This is a genomic window from Pseudomonas sp. Rh2 (assembly GCF_040762985.1).
Taxonomy (GTDB): domain Bacteria; phylum Pseudomonadota; class Gammaproteobacteria; order Pseudomonadales; family Pseudomonadaceae; genus Aquipseudomonas; species Aquipseudomonas taiwanensis.
Genome location: NZ_CP142890.1, coordinates 641,890 through 660,867 on the forward strand (window position 1 = coordinate 641,890; position 18,978 = coordinate 660,867).

Consider the following 18,978-nt stretch of genomic DNA (forward strand, 5'->3'; position numbering starts at 1 on the left):
AGCGCAGATGTCACTGTTCAAACAATTGCTGTTGGCCATTTGCTTGTTCCTGGTGGTCGCTTTCAGTGGAAGCTTCGTGGTCAGCCTGGAAAGCTCGCGCAGCCAGTACGTCAACCAGTTGCGTTCACACGCGCAGGATGCAGCCACTGCATTGGCTTTGTCGCTGACACCCAATATCGACGACCCTGCGATGGTCGAGCTGATGGTCAGCTCGATTTTCGACAGTGGCTACTACGCAAGCATCAAAGTTGTCGATCTGGACTCCAACGCCACCTTGGTCGAGCGCCACGCCGAGCCCGACAGCAGTGGTGTGCCGAGCTGGTTCGTGCGCATGATTGGCCTAGAACCCGCAGGTGGGGATGCCATCGTCAGCCGCGGCTGGCAGCAGGCCGCGCGCGTCGAGGTGGTGAGCCACCCCATGTTCGCCGTCGCCAAGCTCTGGCAGAGTGCGTTAGGCAGCTTTGGCTGGTTGTTGCTGTGTGGTGCGGCTAGTGCGGTGCTTGGCGCGTTGTTGCTGCGTCGGCAACTGCGACCGTTGGACTACATGGTGGAGCAGTCCCATGCCATTGCCCGCCGCGAGTTCCTCACCTCGCCGCTGCCACGTACCCCAGAATTGCGCCGTGTGGTGCAGGCCATGAACCAGATGGTCGAGAAGCTCAAGGCATTGTTCACCGAACAGGCCGAGCGAAGCGAGCGACTCCGAGCAGAGTCATACCAGGACAGCCTCACTGGCTTGTCCAATAGACGTTATTTCGAAATGCAGCTCAATGCCAAGGTGAGCAACCTTGAGGAAGCCCGAGCCGGCTATCTGTTGTTGCTTCGAGTGCAGGATCTTGCAGGCCTCAATGCCCGATTGGGTGGCCAGCGGACGGACCAGTTGCTGCAGGCGGTGGGTGAGCACCTGCGCCGTACCTGTGCCGGTTTTCCCGAAACCAAAGACCTGATTTCTCGCAGCCGTGGAGGCGAATTCGCCGTGCTTGCACCAGGCATGGTGCATGAAGAGGCGGTGAAGCTGGCCCAGGCACTCGAAGCTTCGTTGCACAGTCTGCATGACACTGGGGCCAGCGATGTCGCTCCGGTCGCCTGTATCGGCTTGGCACCCTACACCCCAGGCGATGCACCGCAGGCACTGCTAACACTGGCGGACGAGGCCCTGGCAAGGGCTGAGAACCAACCGACACCGGGCTGGGTGTGCCTTGAGCAGGGCGCGGCGGCCGTGGCCGGGGACAGCCAGCACGACTGGCACTCGCGCCTGGACAAGGCCTTCGTCAACGGCCATTTCGAATTGTTCTTCCAGCCCGTGGTGGACTGCCAATCCACTGAAGTAGTGCTGCACCATAAAGTTATTTCCCGACTTGACGACGGGCGTGGCGAAGCACTGACGGCGGGCCGTTTCCTGCCCTGGCTTGAGCGCTTTGGCTGGATGGCCCGGCTGGATCTGCTGATGCTGGAGAAAGTGCTCGCCCACCTGCGTGGCCATGACCAGGTGCTGGCGCTGAACCTGTCCGGGGCAACCCTGGCCGACCCCGAAGCCCTGAGGCGAGTCTATGAGCTTTTGGGCCAGAACGTTGCTTTAGGGCCACGGCTGATCTTCGAGATCGGAGAGGAGCAACTGCCCGAACAATCGATGCTCGAGCAATTGACCCGGCGCCTGCGTGGGTTGGGCTTCGGCCTCGCGTTACAGCGCTTTGGCGGACGTTTCAGCATGATTGGCAACCTGGCTAATCTGGGCCTTGCCTACCTCAAGGTGGACGGAAGCTACATCCGCAACATCGACCAGGAACAGCACAAGCGCCTGTTCATCGAAGCCATCCAGCGGGCGGCGCATGGCATCGACTTGCCACTGATCGCCGAGCGGGTAGAGACGGAAGGGGAACTGAGCGTCCTGCGAGAAATGGGGGTAGAGGGCGTTCAAGGACAACTGGTGGGCGAACCTGCGCCCTGGCGATGAGTACACGGGCATCCTAGGAGCCGGCTTGCCGGCGATTGGGCCAGCAAAGACAGCGGCTCCTGCATCCCACCCGCCCTCAGATCAACCCACCTTCGCTTTCCTCCTCGATCAGGTTGTTCAGGCTGCCCAATGCCCTACGGGCCGTTGAGCGGTTGAGCAGCTTGGCCTGGGCGCCGACGGGCAGGTCGGTGATGCTGATCACCCCCTTGGTGGTCAGCACCTCGATCAGGTCCTCGAGCACCCGGATCATGTCCAGATCACTCTGCTTGAGTTGCTTGAGGCTGTTTTCGACGACGTCGTCGGCAAACCACTCCTGGATCTCGGCATGGTCGGCCGGGAGGATTTCCGCGAAGCCCTCGAAGGGGGCGGCCTCGACCCGCAGCAACTCCCCTTCACTGTCGCGTTGCACGTAGAACATGGCATCCGTCCTCGTCACTTGGGTTCCTTAACGGTTGGGCTATGCGCAGCTTAGGCAAAGTTCCCGAGCTGCGCCTGCCGGTCAGTTATTGGAATTGTCGATCTTGATGGTCGGGTCGGCACCGCTTATGAGCGAATTGATCGTGGTGTTGGACAAGTTGACCCCTTCCAGCTTGATCGAGACATCGGCATTGGCCAGCCCCCCGGCAGCATTGAGCTTGCCCTCCGTGCTGATTTGCAGGGTCGACTCACCGCCAACGGTGGTGATCTTCAGGTAGTTGTCGATCGTCGATCCACGCTCCCCCTGCAGAAGGTCGCTCAGGTCAAGACGGTCGCCCTCGCTCATTTTGAAGTCCTTGATCACATCCTGGCCGATGTCGCCGAGCTTCCAGACGAAGGTGTCCGCGCCGGCGCCGCCGCTGAGGATGTCGTTACCCTTGCCGCCGGTCAGGGCATCATTGCCGGCTCCGCCAAACAGCAGGTCGTTGCCGTCGCCCCCCAGCAGGGTGTCGTTACCCGCGCCGCCCAGGAGGATGTCATTGCCCTTGCCGCCATCGAGGTAGTCGTTCCCGCCCTGGCCGAAGATGATGTCGTTGCCAGCACCTCCCATCAATGTATCGGCACCGTCGTTGGCGCGGGAGATATCGAACTCGGAGTAATGCTCGGAAACGTACTTGTGCATCGTTCGCGCATCCACGTCGCCCGCATCCACACCGAGCTTGAGGGCAACATAGGTCTGGATCGCTTCCACGCCGGTGCCAGGGATCGAGTCGAAGGTGACAAGGTCACCGAAGATGATGTCGTGGCCATCGCCGCCATCGACTCTGTCCGAGCCGGGCTGTGTCACTTCGGTGTGGCCAAGGATGGCCTCCGCCAGTTTGCTGGGGTCGATGTTCGATTGCGGCGTCTTGTCCGAGTCGAAGGGTTTCAGATCGTTCGTATCGACGCCGCTGTTCAGGCCGATTGCCTCCACTACCGACAGCGCCGCGAGAATCTTGAAACTGTCGTTGGAGTTGTTCAACGTTGCATCATTGGTGGTGTTGCCAGTACCTGCGCGAGTCGACAGCTCATAGCCGCCATTGCCTTCGGCGCGAATCGTGCCGCTGGTCACGGTGTTCCACTTGTAGCTCCAGGTCAGTAGGTCGAAGCTGCCGCGCGTCTCGGCGGTCAGTTTGCCGCTGCTGTCGATCGATACCCGGTTGGTGGTGTCGAGCTGGTAGTTCGTGACAGTGTCACCAGCCTTGTAGTTGATGCTACTGAGGAAGGTATCGAGTTTCACGCTGCTGTTGGCCAGGTTCGGGTTGGCTTGCTCGCCGGTCTGGTAGTAGGTCGGTTGGCCGTCGGTGATGAAGAACGTCTGGTTGCTGCCAGTGTTGCCGGCATTTTTGAGATTCTGGAACCAGTTGGCGGTGGTCTTGAAGGCGTCCTCGTAGTTGGTGCCGCCCTCTGAGCTCATGGTGCCCAGGGCGTTGAGCAAGGTCTTGAGCCCGGCGTCATTGAGGGTAACCGAGATGGAACTCTTGACCTGCGTGGCGAAGTCCACCAACAGAATGTTCACCGTGCCCGATTGTGCACCCTTGACGCTGGCGGCCAAGGTCCGGAACACCGACTCCATGGAGGCTTTGGCGGCATCCACACCGGACGCCCCCATGCTGCCCGAGGTGTCGACGATGAACGCGATGTTGTAGTCCTTCCCCGCCACGACGTGCAGGCCTGTCACATCGGCGACGATGAGATCGTTGTTCACGGTACCGGTCGCGGTGTCGCTATCGGTACCCAGGTTGCTGGAGGTGTAGCTTTCCGGGTAGACGGTGACTTTAACCGAGCCTTCGTTGATGGCTTGGCTGCCTCCCACGCCTTCTTTGGAGGTGGAGGTGATCTTCACGTCGAACTGGCCAGAGTAGTAAGCCGGTGGCTTGATCGCCAGACTGCCCAGGTTCCAGCCAGTGACATCGACCGCCGTTGCACCCACGGTGATGCTGTGTCCCGCGTTGTCGCTCACCACCGAACCTGCCGGAATCCCGGCAAGCTTGACGCTCAAGGTTTCCGAACCGTCGGTATCGGTCAGGCTGGTGCTGATGCCCACCAGCTTGACGCTGCCGTTCTCTGGTCCTTCATTGAGCTTGTAGCCATCGTAGTAACCCTGGCCATTGCTGCCATGCAGGTCAGACACCGTCACCCCGGCGTTAGCCAACTCGGTGACGTTGGGGTACATCGGGATAGTCGCACTGTTGAAGTCGCCGACCGAACCGTTGCCGACCTTGATGTTGATGTCGTAGCTGCCTGGCCCGGCCTGGTTGGCGTGGTAGATCTCCAGGGTGTAGTAGCCGCTAGCGCTGGGTGTAAAGCTGCCCGAGACATTGCCGCCCGCACCCCAGGTGGCGGTGACCACCGTCTTGCCGCCGATATTGACCAGCAGACTGTCATCAGCCGTGCCGCTGAAGGTATAGGTCTTGCCGGCTTCCAGATAGATCAGGCCCGAAGTTTTCGAGCCGGACTGGGCGGCGACGCTGGCCTCGGACTGCACATTGGTCGTGGTTTCGCTCTTGCTCGCACTGCCGGAGTTGGCGAACACGGATTTCAACGCATCACCGGTGATACCGTTGCCGCTGTTGGTCAAGCCGGTGAGGGTGTTCCAGGTTTCTTTGGTCAGGCCTAGGGAATTGACGTTGTTGTTGCCAATGTTCAGCTCAGGTTTGTCGGCGACGGGTGTGATGTCCACCTTCAGCGTCGCCTCGCTACCTGGGCTGCTGCCGTCGGTGGGCTTGTATTTGACCTGGGCATAATCGGCCTGCTTGTTGCCCACGCCGGAGCCGCCGTAGCCATCGGCCCCCGACTGATTGGTCAGCGGTACGAACTTGAGTTTGCCTGCAGCGATGTCTGCCTGGCTGATGGTCTGGTTGACCGTCACGTTCACCCAGGCCGTGCCGTTGAAGTACTTCAAGTTCCCGAGGTCAGGCAGCTTGGTGATAGTCACCCCAAGGTTTGCGGCGGAGCTGTCGACGTCGGTGATGTTGAAGTCACTCCAGTTCAGCACCAGATCGGTGTCCTCCGAGCCAGTGGCCGCCCCACCTGTGGTGACTGGCGCATCGTTGACCGCAACCACATTGACCGTGGTGGTGGCCGTGTTGGAAACGTTGACCCCATCGGTCACGGTAACGGTGATCACGCGGGGTGTAGTGCTTGGGTCGTCGCTGGTGTTGACGAAGGTGATGTTCTTGATGGCCTGCATGTAGTCTGCCAGCGACGCTGCACCGCTCAAGGTGAGCACCACTTTGCCGTCGGTCACGCTTGATGTGACGGTGATGCCGTTGACGCTGTTGCCGAGGTTGAGCGCATCGCCAGGCTGGCGATTGGTCAGGGTGACGGTAGCGCCGGTCAGTTGGCTGCTGTCGAAGTCGGTGATGGAGATGTCCAGGTCACTGATGGAATTGCCGTTGCCGTTCTCGGTGAAGGTGGTCTGGTAGTCCGCGCCGTTCTTGCCGCTGGAGTCGTTGGCATCGAGGTCCAGCACTGGGGCGGGTTCATAGATCTGGGTCGTGACACTGGATGCACCGGCGTTGATCACAAGGCCTTCGAAGTTGCCGCCTGTGGCTGAGTCGATCTTCACATTGATCTGTTCGGTGCCCTCATTGATGGCGTCCTTGAGGGTGGGGATAGTGAAGGTTGCCTGGGTGCTGTTGGCCTTGATCACCACAGTTGCGACGCCGGTGTAGTCGACGCCATTGGTCGCCGTACCGCTATAGCTCAGTTTGACGGTGACGTCAGTTTGCGGGGCATTGCTCAGGGTCAGGGTGTAGGTGGCATTGTTGCCCTCGGCCACTGCCGCGCTGCCGGAGATCCCTAGTGTGGTGTTGTTCAGGGTATCGGAAACGGCCGTGACCGCTGGCGCCGGGTTGACCACGAGGTTCTCGAAGTTGCCGCCACTGGTATTGGTGATCGTGGCACTGACTGGTCCAGCGTCGATGTAGACGTCATCGGAAGGTGCGGCCACCGTCACGCTGCCGGAGGATTGGTTGGCGCCGATGGTGATGGTCTGGCCGTTGCTCAGGGTTAAGGTAAGCGCGGTTTGCGCAGGGTTGGTCAGGGTCGCGGTATAGACGATCTGGCCGCCCTCTGTCACGGTAGGTGTGGCCGTCAATGTGACGGTGGTGGTCTCCTGTACATCGGTGACTGTACTGCTGACCGGGCTATTGTTTGCCACCAGGTTTTCGTAGTTGCCGCCGCTGACATTGCTGATGCTGTTGGTGACTGGCGCGTGTCCTTGGTAGACGTCGTTGGTCACGGCACCGGTGGCAGTGCCGGAGCTTTGACCGACCGGGATGGTGATGGTTTGACCGTTGGCCAAGGTAACCACCACTGGACTACCGGTGACGGGGGCGCCGACGCTGGCGGTGTAGATAATGGTCCCGCCTTCGGCGACGCTTGGCGTGGCGGTCAGGGTGACCGTGGTGGTGTCTTGAACATCGGTCACGGAGGTGCTGACCGGTGCCGGATTGGCGACCAAATTCTCGTAATTGCCCCCGGAAACGCTGGTGATGCTGTTGGTGACTGGCGCGTGCCCTTGGTAGACGTCGTTGGTCACAGCACCGGTGGCGGTGCCGGAGCTTTGACCGACTGGAATGGTGATGGTCTGGCCGTTGGCCAGAGTGACCACAACCGGGCTGCCGGTGACCGGTGCGCCAATGCTCGCGGTGTAGACGATGGTCCCGCCTTCGGCGACGCTCGGCGTGGCGGTCAGGGTGACCGTGGTGGTGTCCTGAACATCGGTCACGGAGGTGCTGACCGGTGCCGGATTGGCAACCAGGTTCTCGGTAATTACCCCCGCTAACCCCGGTGATGCTGTTGGTGACTGGCGCGTGCCCTTGGTAGACGTCGTTGGTCACGGCACCGGTGGCGGTGCCGGAGCTTTGGCCGACTGGAATGGTGATGGTTTGACCGTTGGCCAGGGTGACCACCACTGGACTACCGGTGACGGGTGCACCTACAGAGGCGGTGTAAATAATCGTGCCACCCTCGGCCACCGATGGCGTGGCGGTCAGCGTGACCGTGGTGGTGTCTTGAACATCGGTGACGGTGGTGCTCACCGGCGTCGGATTGGCGACCAGGTTCTCGTAGTTACCGCCACTCACCCCGGTGATGCTGTTGGTGACCGGTGCCTGCCCTTGGTAGACGTCGTTGCTCACGGCGCCTGTGGCAGTACCGGAGCTTTGCCCGACCGGAATGGTAATGGTCTGGCCGTTGGCCAAGGTGACCAGGACCGGCGAACCTGACACTGGCGCATTGAGCGTGGCGGTGTAGATGATCGTCCCGCCTTCGGCGACGCTCGGCGTGGCGGTCAGGGTGACGGTGGTGGTGTCCTGAACATCGGTCACGGAGGTGCTGACCGGTGCCGGATTGGCAACCAAGTTCTCGTAATTACCCCCGCTCACCCCGGTGATGCCGTTGGTGACTGGCGCGTGCCCTTGGTAGACGTCGTTGGTCACGGCACCGGTGGCGGTGCCGGAGCTTTGGCCGACTGGAATGGTGATGGTTTGGCCGTTGGCCAGGGTCACCATCACTGGACTACCGGTGACGGGAGCCCCCACGCTGGCGGTGTAGACGATGGTCCCGCCTTCGACGACGCTCGGTGTGGCGGTTAGCGTGACGGTGGTGGTGTCCTGAACATCGGTGACGGTGGTGCTGACCGGTGCCGGATTGGCGACCAAATTCTCGTAATTGCCCCCGGAAACGTTGGTGATGCTGTTGATGACTGGCGCGTGCCCTTGGTAGACGTCGTTGCTCACGGCGCCGGTGGCAGTACCGGAGCTTTGGCCGACTGGAATGGTGATGGTTTGGCCGTTGGCCAGGGTGACCACCACTGGACTACCGGTGACGGGGGCACCTACAGAGGCGGTGTAAATAATCGTGCCACCCTCGGCCACCGATGGCGTGGTGGTCAGGGTGACGGTGGTGGTGTCCTGCACATCGGTGACGGTGGTGCTGACCGGTGCCGGATTGGCAACCAAGTTCTCGTAATTACCCCCGCTCACCCCCGTGATGCTATTGCTGATGGGAGCGTGCCCTTGGTAGACGTCGTTGGTTACGGCACCGGTGGCGGTGCCGGAGCTTTGACCGACTGGAATGGTGATGGTCTGGCCGTTGGCCAGAGTGACCACAACCGGGCTGCCGGTGACGGGAGCCCCCACACTAGCGGTGTAGACGATGGTCCCGCCTTCGGCGACGCTCGGCGTGGCGGTTAGCGTGACCGTGGTGGTGTCCTGAACATCGGTGACGGTGGTGCTGACCGGTGCCGGATTGGCGACCAAATTCTCGTAATCGCCACCGGATACGTTGCTGATGCTGTTGGTGACTGGCGCGTGCCCTTGGTAGACGTCGTTGGTCACGGCACCGGTGGCGGTACCGGAGCTTTGGCCGACTGGGATGGTGATGGTCTGACCATTGGCTAAGGTCACCACCACTGGACTACCGGTGACGGGTGCACCTACAGAGGCGGTGTAAATAATCGTGCCACCCTCGGCCACCGATGGCGTGGCGGTCAGGGTGACGGTGGTGGTGTCCTGCACATCGGTGACGGTGGTGCTGACCGGTGCCGGATTGGCGACCAGGTTCTCGTAGTTACCGCCACTCACCCCGGTGATGCTGTTGGTGACTGGTGCCTGCCCTTGGTAGACGTCGTTGGTCACGGCACCGGTGGCGGTGCCTGAGCTTTGGCCGACTGGAATGGTGATGGTTTGGCCGTTGGCCAGGGTGACCACCACTGGACTACCGGTGACGGGTGCACCTACAGAGGCGGTGTAAATAATCGTGCCACCCTCGGCCACCGATGGCGTGGCGGTCAGGGTGACGGTGGTGGTGTCCTGGACATCGGTCACGGTGGTGCTGACCGGTGCCGGATTGGCGACGAGGTTCTCGTAATTACCCCCGCTCACCCCCGTGATGCTATTGCTGACGGGAGCGTGTCCTTGGTACACGTCGTTGGTCACAGCACCGGTGGCCGTGCCGGAGCTTTGACCGACTGGGATGGTGATGGTCTGGCCGTTGGCCAGGGTGACCACAACCGGGCTACCGGTGACGGGAGCCCCCACACTCGCGGTGTAGACGATGGTCCCGCCTTCGGCGACGCTCGGCGTGGCGGTTAGCGTGACCGTGGTGGTGTCCTGGACATCGGTGACTGTGGTGCTCACCGGTGCCGGATCGGCGACCAGGTTCTCGTAGTTACCGCCGCTCACCCCCGTGATGCTATTGCTGACGGGAGCGTGTCCTTGGTACACGTCGTTGGTCACAGCACCGGTGGCCGTGCCGGAGCTTTGACCGACTGGGATGGTGATGGTCTGGCCGTTGGCCAGGGTGACCACAACCGGGCTGCCGGTGACCGGTGCGCCAATGCTCGCGGTGTAGATGATGGTTCCACCCTCGGCCACCGAAGGTGTGGCGGTCAGCATGACCGTTGTGGTGTCTTGAACATCGGTGACGGTGGTGCTCACCGGTGCCGGATCGGCGACCAGATTCTCGTAGTTACCGCCGCTCACCCCCGTGATGCTATTGCTGACGGGAGCGTGCCCTTGGTACACGTCGTTGGTCACGGCACCGGTGGCGGTGCCGGAGCTTTGGCCGACCGGGATGGTGATGGTCTGGCCGTTGGCCAGGGTCACCACAACCGGGCTGCCGGTGACCGGTGCGCCAATGCTCGCGGTGTAGATGATGGTTCCACCCTCGGCCACCGAAGGTGTGGCGGTCAGCATGACCGTTGTGGTGTCTTGAACATCGGTGACGGTGGTGCTCACCGGCGTCGGATTGGCGACCAGGTTCTCGTAGTTACCGCCGCTCACCCCCGTGATGCTATTGCTGACTGGCGCGTGTCCTTGGTAGACGTCGTTGGTCACGGCACCGGTGGCGGTGCCGGAGCTTTGGCCGACCGGGATGGTGATGGTCTGGCCGTTGGCCAGGGTCACCACGACCGGGCTGCCAGTGACCGGTGCGCCGACGCTGGCGGTGTAAATAATCGTGCCACCCTCGGCCACCGAAGGGGTGGCGGTCAGGGTGACGGTGGTGGTGTCCTGGACATCGGTGACTGTGGTGCTCACCGGTGCCGGATCGGCGACCAGATTCTCGTAGTTACCGCCGCTCACCCCCGTGATGCTATTGCTGACTGGCGCGTGCCCTTGGTAGACGTCGTTGGTCACGGCACCGGTGGCGGTGCCGGAGCTTTGGCCGACTGGAATGGTGATGGTTTGGCCGTTGGCCAGGGTGACCACCACTGGACTACTGGTGGCGGGTGCACCTACAGAGGCGGTGTAAATAATCGTGCCACCCTCGGCCACCGATGGCGTGGCGGTCAGCGTGACCGTGGTGGTGTCTTGAACATCGGTGACGGTGGTGCTCACCGGCGTCGGATTGGCGACCAGGTTCTCGTAATCGCCACCGGAAACGTTGGTGATGCTGTTGGTGACTGGCGCGTGGCCTTGGTACACATCGTTGCTAACGGCACCGGTGGCGGTGCCGGAGCTTTGGCCGACTGGAATGGTGATGGTCTGGCCGTTGGCCAGGGTGATCACGACCGGGCTGCCGGTGACCGGTGCGCCAACGCTCGCGGTGTAGATGATCGTGCCACCCTCGGCCACCGAAGGGGTGGCGGTCAGGGTGACGGTGGTGGTGTCCTGAACATCGGTGACGGTGGTGCTGACCGGCGTCGGATTGGCGACCAGGTTCTCGTAACTGCCCCCGGAAACGCTGGTGATGCTGTTGGTGACTGGTGCGTGCCCTTGGTAGACGTCGTTGGTCACAGCACCGGTGGCGGTGCCGGAGCTTTGACCGACTGGAATGGTGATGGTCTGGCCGTTGGCCAGAGTGACCACAACCGGGCTGCCGGTGACCGGTGCGCCAATGCTCGCGGTGTAGACGATGGTCCCGCCTTCGGCGACGCTCGGCGTGGCGGTCAGGGTGACGGTGGTGGAGTCCTGAACATCGGTGACGGTGGTGCTGACCGGTGCCGGATTGGCAACCAAGTTCTCGTAATTACCCCCGCTCACCCCGGTGATACTGTTGCTGACGGGAGCGTGCCCTTGGTAGACGTCGTTGCTCACGGCGCCGGTGGCAGTACCGGAGCTTTGGCCGACTGGGATGGTGATGGTCTGGCCGTTGGCCAGGGTGATCACGACCGGGCTACCGGTGACGGGAGCCCCCACACTCGCGGTGTAGACGATGGTCCCGCCTTCGGCGACGCTCGGCGTGGCGGTTAGCGTGACCGTGGTGGTGTCCTGGACATCGGTGACGGTGGTGCTCACCGGTGCCGGATCGGCGACTAGATTCTCGTAATCGCCACCGGAAACGCTGGTGATGCTGTTGGTGACCGGTGCATGGCCTTGGTACACGTCGTTGGTCACAGCACCGGTGGCGGTGCCGGAGCTTTGACCGACTGGAATGGTGATGGTCTGGCCGTTGGCTAAGGTCACCACCACTGGACTACTGGTGACGGGGGCGCCAATGCTCGCGGTGTAGATGATGGTTCCACCCTCGGCCACCGAAGGGGTGGCGGTCAGGGTGACGGTGGTGGAGTCCTGCACATCGGTGACGGAGGTGCTGACCGGCGCCGGATCGGCGACTAGATTCTCGTAATCGCCACCGGAAACGCTGGTGATGCTGTTGGTGACCGGTGCATGGCCTTGGTACACGTCATTGGTCACAGCACCGGTGGCGGTGCCGGAGCTTTGACCGACTGGAATGGTGATGGTCTGGCCGTTGGCCAGAGTGACCACAACCGGGCTGCCGGTGACCGGTGCGCCAATGCTCGCGGTGTAGACGATGGTCCCGCCTTCGGCGACGCTCGGCGTGGCGGTCAGGGTGACCGTGGTGGTGTCTTGAACATCGGTGACGGTGGTGCTGACCGGTGCCGGATTGGCGACCAGATTCTCGTAATCGCCACCGGAAACGTTGGTGATGCTGTTGGTGACTGGCGCTTGCCCTTGGTAGACGTCGTTGCTCACAGCGCCGGTGGCCGTGCCGGAGCTTTGACCGACTGGAATGGTGATGGTCTGGCCGTTGGCCAGGGTGACCACAACCGGGCTGCCGGTGACGGGAGCCCCCACACTCGCGGTGTAGACGATGGTCCCGCCTTCGGCGACGCTCGGCGTGGCGGTCAGGGTGACGGTGGTGGTGTCCTGAACATCGGTGACGGTGGTGCTGACCGGCGTCGGATTGGCCACCAGATTCTCGTAATCGCCACCGGAAACGTTGGTGATGCTGTTAGTGACTGGCGCTTGCCCTTGGTACACGTCGTTGCTCACAGCGCCGGTGGCCGTGCCGGAGCTTTGACCGACTGGAATGGTGATGGTTTGGCCGTTGGCCAGGGTGACCACCACTGGGCTACCGGTGACGGGTGCACCTACAGAGGCGGTGTAAATAATCGTGCCACCCTCGGCCACCGAAGGGGTGGCGGTCAGGGTGACGTTGGTGGTGTCCTGAACATCGGTGACGGTGGTGCTGACCGACGTCGGATTGGCGACCAAATTCTCGTAATTGCCCCCGGAAACGCTGGTGATGCTGTTGGTGACTGGCGCGTGCCCTTGGTAGACGTCGTTGGTCACGGCACCGGTGGCGGTGCCGGAGCTTTGGCCGACCGGGATGGTGATGGTCTGGCCGTTGGCCAGGGTCACCACAACCGGGCTGCCGGTGACGGGGGCGCCAATGCTCGCGGTGTAGATGATGGTTCCACCCTCGGCCACCGAAGGGGTGGCGGTCAGGGTGACGGTGGTGGTGTCCTGAACATCGGTGACGGTGGTGCTGACCGGCGTCGGATTGGCCACCAGATTCTCGTAATCGCCACCGGAAACGTTGGTGATGCTGTTAGTGACTGGCGCTTGCCCTTGGTACACGTCGTTGCTCACAGCGCCGGTGGCCGTGCCGGAGCTTTGACCGACTGGGATGGTGATGGTCTGGCCGTTGGCCAGGGTGACCACAACCGGGCTACCGGTGACGGGAGCCCCCACACTCGCGGTGTAGACGATGGTCCCGCCTTCGGCGACGCTCGGCGTGGCGGTTAGCGTGACGGTGGTGGTGTCCTGAACATCGGTGACGGTGGTGCTGACCGGCGTCGGATTGGCCACCAGATTCTCGTAATCGCCACCGGAAACGTTGGTGATGCTGTTAGTGACTGGCGCTTGCCCTTGGTACACGTCGTTGCTCACAGCGCCGGTGGCCGTGCCGGAGCTTTGACCGACTGGGATGGTGATGGTCTGGCCGTTGGCCAGGGTGACCACAACCGGGCTACCGGTGACGGGAGCCCCCACACTCGCGGTGTAGACGATGGTCCCGCCTTCGGCGACGCTCGGCGTGGCGGTTAGCGTGACCGTGGTGGTGTCCTGAACATCGGTGACGGTGGTGCTGACCGGTGCCGGATTGGCGACCAGATTCTCGTAATCGCCCCCGGAAACGTTGGTGATGCTGTTGGTGACTGGCGCATGCCCTTGGTAGACGTCGTTGCTCACGGCGCCGGTGGCAGTACCGGAGCTTTGGCCGACTGGAATGGTGATGGTTTGGCCGTTGGCCAGGGTGACCACCACTGGACTACCGGTGACGGGTGCACCTACAGAGGCGGTGTAAATAATCGTGCCACCCTCGGCCACCGATGGCGTGGCGGTCAGGGTGACGGTGGTGGTGTCCTGCACATCGGTGACGGTGGTGCTGACCGGTGCCGGATTGGCGACCAGGTTCTCGTAGTTACCGCCACTCACCCCGGTGATGCTGTTGGTGACCGGTGCCTGCCCTTGGTAGACGTCGTTGCTCACGGCGCCGGTGGCAGTACCGGAGCTTTGGCCGACTGGAATGGTGATGGTTTGGCCGTTGGCCAGGGTGACCACCACTGGGCTACCGGTGACGGGTGCACCTACAGAGGCGGTGTAAATAATCGTGCCACCCTCGGCCACCGAAGGGGTGGCGGTCAGGGTGACGTTGGTGGTGTCCTGAACATCGGTGACGGTGGTGCTGACCGACGTCGGATTGGCGACCAAATTCTCGTAATTGCCCCCGGAAACGCTGGTGATGCTGTTGGTGACTGGCGCGTGCCCTTGGTAGACGTCGTTGGTCACGGCACCGGTGGCGGTGCCGGAGCTTTGGCCGACCGGGATGGTGATGGTCTGGCCGTTGGCCAGGGTCACCACAACCGGGCTGCCGGTGACGGGGGCGCCAATGCTCGCGGTGTAGATGATGGTTCCACCCTCGGCCACCGAAGGGGTGGCGGTCAGGGTGACGGTGGTGGTGTCCTGGACATCGGTGACGGTGGTGCTCACCGGTGCCGGATCGGCGACCAGATTCTCGTAATCGCCACCGGAAACGCTGGTGATGCTGTTGGTGACTGGTGCGTGCCCTTGGTAGACGTCGTTGCTCACAGCACCGGTGGCGGTGCCGGAGCTTTGACCGACCGGGATGGTGATGGTCTGACCATTGGCTAAGGTCACCACCACTGGACTACCGGTGACGGGGGCGCCGACGCTGGCGGTGTAAATGATGGTCCCGCCTTCGGCGACGCTCGGAGTGGCGGTTAGCGTGACCGTGGTGGTGTCCTGAACATCGGTGACGGTGGTGCTGACCGGTGCCGGATTGGCGACCAGGTTCTCGTAGTTACCGCCACTCACCCCGGTGATGCTGTTGGTGACCGGTGCCTGCCCTTGGTAGACGTCGTTGCTCACGGCGCCGGTGGCAGTACCGGAGCTTTGCCCGACTGGAATGGTGATGGTTTGGCCGTTGGCCAGGGTGATCACGACCGGGCTGCCGGTGACCGGTGCGCCAATGCTCGCGGTGTAGATGATGGTTCCACCCTCGGCCACCGAAGGTGTGGCGGTCAGCGTGACCGTGGTGGTGTCTTGAACATCGGTGACGGTGGTGCTCACCGGTGCCGGATTGGCGACCAAATTCTCGTAACTACCCCCGCTCACCCCGGTGATGCTGTTGCTGACCGGTGCCTGCCCTTGGTAGACGTCGTTGCTCACGGCGCCGGTGGCAGTACCGGAGCTTTGGCCGACTGGAATGGTGATGGTTTGGCCGTTGGCCAGGGTGATCACGACCGGGCTGCCGGTGACCGGTGCGCCAATGCTCGCGGTGTAGATGATGGTTCCACCCTCGGCCACCGAAGGTGTGGCGGTCAGCGTGACCGTGGTGGTGTCTTGAACATCGGTGACGGTGGTGCTCACCGGTGCCGGATTGGCGACCAAATTCTCGTAATTACCCCCGCTCACCCCGGTGATGCTATTGCTGACCGGTGCATGGCCTTGGTAAACGTCGTTGGTCGTGGCACCGGTGGCGGTGCCGGAGCTTTGGCCGACTGGAATGGTGATGGTTTGGCCGTTGGCCAGGGTGACCACAACCGGGCTGCCGGTGACCGGTGCTCCTACACTCGCCGTGTAAATGATGGTCCCGCCTTCGGCGACGCTCGGCGTGGCGGTTAGCGTGACCGTGGTGGTGTCCTGAACATCGGTCAAGGTGGTGCTGACCGGTGCCGGATCGGCAACCAGGTTCTCGTAGTTACCCCCGCTCACCCCGGTGATACTGTTGCTGACGGGAGCGTGCCCTTGGTAGACGTCGTTGCTCACAGCACCGGTGGCCGTGCCGGAGCTTTGACCGACTGGGATGGTGATGGTCTGGCCGTTGGCCAGGGTGACCACCACTGGAGTACCGGTGACGGGTGCACCTACAGAGGCGGTGTAAATAATCGTGCCACCCTCGGCCACCGATGGCGTGGCGGTCAGGGTGACCGTGGTGGTGTCTTGAACATCGGTGACGGTGGTGCTCACCGGCGTCGGATTGGCGACCAGATTCTCGTAATTGCCCCCGGAAACGCTGGTGATGCTGTTGGTGACTGGTGCGTGCCCTTGGTAGACGTCGTTGCTCACAGCACCGGTGGCCGTGCCGGAGCTTTGGCCGACTGGGATGGTGATGGTCTGGCCGTTGGCCAGGGTGATCACGACCGGGCTGCCGGTGACCGGTGCGCCAACGCTCGCGGTGTAGATGATCGTGCCACCCTCGGCCACCGATGGCGTGGCGGTCAGGGTGACCGTGGTGGTGTCTTGAACATCGGTGACGGTGGTGCTCACCGGCGTCGGATTGGCGACCAGGTTCTCGTAGTTACCCCCGCTCACCCCGGTGATGCTGTTGCTGACCGGTGCCTGCCCTTGGTAGACGTCGTTGCTCACGGCGCCGGTGGCCGTGCCGGAGCTTTGCCCGACCGGGATGGTGATGGTCTGGCCGTTGGCGAGAGTCACCACGACCGGTGAGCCCGTCACTGGCGCATCGACCGTGGCGGTGTAGACGATCGTGCCGCTTTCGGCCACAAATGGGGTGGCGGTCAGGGTCACTGTCGATGTATCCCGGGTATCAGTAACGGTCGTCACCGCAGGTGTGCCGTTGATGGTGAGGTTCTCGAAGTCGCCGCCCGTGGCGCTGGTGATGCGCGAACTGACGACCCCGGCATCGATATAGCGATCATCGCTCGGCGCCGGCACGCTGACACTGCCTGAGGTCTGGTTGGCCGCGATGACGATGCTAACGCCATTGCTCAGGGTGACGGTGACCGCGGACTGGCCGGGGTTGCTGAGGGTCGCGGTGTAGATGATCTGGCCACCTTCGGCAACGTTTGGGGTTGCGCTTAGGGTAACCGTGGTCGTGTCCTGCACATCGGTGACCGTGGTGCTCACTGGCGTTGGATTGGCGACGAGGTTCTCGTAGCTACCGCCGCTCACGCCAGTGATGCTGTTGGTGACTTGCCCCTGCGATTGATACACATCGTTGCCCACCGGCACGCTGATCGTGCCGCTGCTTTGGCCAACCGGGACAGTGATGGCTTGCCCGTTGGCGAGCGTGACCACCACCGGACTACCCGTCACAGGCGCCGAAAGACTCGCCGTGTAGACGATGGTGCCGTGCTCGCTCACCGATGGTGTCGCAGTAAGAGTAACCGTGCTGTCGTCGGTCGAGTCGTTGACGACTGTCAGGGCAGGGGCCGGATTGACCTCCAGGTGTTCGAAGTTGCCTCCGCTCGCCGAGGTGAGGCTGGCACTGAGCGTCGTGCCGCCCTTGTACACATCGTTGGCGGTCTGCAGCGTTACGCTGCCACTGGTCTGTCCAGCCCCGATAGTGATGACTTGGCCGTTGGACAGCGTCAGTGTCACGGCCGTCTGCGCGGGGTTGCTCAAGGTTGCGGTATAAGTGACAGTCCCTCCCTCGGTGACCGCCGGGCTGGCAGTGAGGGTCGCGGTGGTGGTGTCCACCGTATCGACCACGCGCGTGGTGGCGGGGGTGCCATCGATGCTGACCGGCTGGCCACCTCCGCGGGTCCCGCTGATGCTCGCCGACACCGCGTGGTCATCGACATAAACCGTATCGTTGGCAGGAACCGCTACGCTCACCGAGCCGCTGGTTTGCCCGGCGGCAATGACGATGACCGCGCCATTGGACAGGGTCACTGTGAGGTCGCTGAGCGGTGCCTGGCCGACAGTGGCGACATAGACGATCGAACCCCCAGCCTCGCTGATCGAAGGAGTGGCGCTCAAGACTACGGCCGTGCCCGCAACAACTGGATCGGAAGGCGTCGTCGTATTCGAAGCCTGTAACCCTGCGAACTGCTCGAGGCTCAGCGCGTCGCTGAAGTCCAAGGGGCCGGTGGTATAACCCACGGTGGGTGCGACTGCGCCCGCAGTTGCCTCCAGCAGCACGAAGCTGTGTCCGCCACCGAGAGCGCCGCTACCGCCCGCGGCGCTTGGCCCGGCAGCGGTTGCCTCCAACGCAGTGGTCGGGTCGACACCAGCCTGGATCGCCTGCTGCAACTGTTCGACCGAGGGTGCTGCCTGCGCCGTTGCCTGGCTCAAATCGGTGCTGCTGTCTGGCGTTTCGGCGCTCCATTGGCTGTCACGCCCCAAGTCCACGTAGCGACCATCGGCCAGCTGCAAGGTGACGGCGCCACCCGGCCCGGTCAGCACTTGCTCACCCGCATACAGGCGGTCACCTTCGATCAGCAGGCGTCGGATGCCTTCTGGGGATACCGCGATGACTTGGCCAACTATGCTTTTGACGATGGCAACCACAGTGCTCATAGGGCTCTCCCGATAATCCCGATGCGTGTCTTCCATGACCGACCGATGGGTGAAATCAGCCGATGTCGAAGGTGCGGCGAAATGCAGTTAGTGTTTAATTATCAATGTGTCGAAGTCTTTCCCGTTCAAACGGCGGAACGTGGCGAACTATTGACTCCCCAGTCTCATCGCAGGACTTGGGCAATCTAATGTCATATCGTTAATTCGCTTGTTGCCAACTCTTACTTTTGTATTAGTTGGAATGTGAGCTCTTGGGCTTGGTGATCATTTAGTAACGACTTCCTGACCCGCACCCGGGTTGGTGCGCTGTATCTCAAGGGCGGCGATACCTTTTGTCATAGCGCTGTGTGGGCGATTTATATGTAACTTTTGGCTTGCGCCCATGGCGCCAGGCGTTAGTCTTTGAAGTAGTGTTGCCTGGCAACATGCGCCTGTACGAAATACTCAATGCACGCATGAACCTTTGGGTTGCCAAGGCGTCACCTGAAAGAACATCGGGCCATGGTTGACGGATTGTTACCCTCAACC

At 62.4% G+C, this 18,978-nt stretch carries 3 protein-coding genes and 1 pseudogene; 1 reads left to right on the forward strand and 3 read right to left on the reverse strand.

What is annotated here, in order from left to right; all coding sequences use genetic code 11:
- Positions 1–7: 7 nt before the first annotated feature.
- A complete protein-coding gene (gene lapD, locus VXM67_RS02990; RefSeq protein WP_367237489.1) occupies positions 8–1,951 on the forward strand; it encodes a cyclic di-GMP receptor LapD in 1,944 nt (647 codons plus the stop codon).
- 76 nt (positions 1,952–2,027) lie between these two features.
- On the opposite strand, the gene VXM67_RS02995 is transcribed toward lapD, so the two are convergent.
- From VXM67_RS02995 to VXM67_RS03005, 3 genes and pseudogenes are all read right to left on the reverse strand, one after another.
- Positions 2,028–2,369 (reverse strand): hypothetical protein, encoded by a 342-nt coding sequence (locus tag VXM67_RS02995; RefSeq protein ID WP_023378073.1) that lies wholly within the window; start codon positions 2,367–2,369, stop codon positions 2,028–2,030.
- Positions 2,370–2,450: 81 nt separating this feature from the next.
- Complete coding sequence (locus VXM67_RS03000; RefSeq protein WP_367237490.1) at positions 2,451–7,142, reverse strand: immunoglobulin-like domain-containing protein; 4,692 nt, start codon at positions 7,140–7,142, stop codon at positions 2,451–2,453.
- 97 nt (positions 7,143–7,239) lie between these two features.
- Positions 7,240–18,486, reverse strand: a pseudogene (locus tag VXM67_RS03005) (retention module-containing protein); the annotation flags it as partial.
- Positions 18,487–18,978 lie beyond the last annotated feature (492 nt).

Coding starts and splice junctions, on each gene's coding strand:
- VXM67_RS02995 (WP_023378073.1), bottom strand. CDS start 2,369: ATGTTCTACGTGCAACGCGACAGTGAAGGGGAGTTGCTGCGGGTCGAG.
- lapD (WP_367237489.1), top strand. CDS start 8: ATGTCACTGTTCAAACAATTGCTGTTGGCCATTTGCTTGTTCCTGGTG.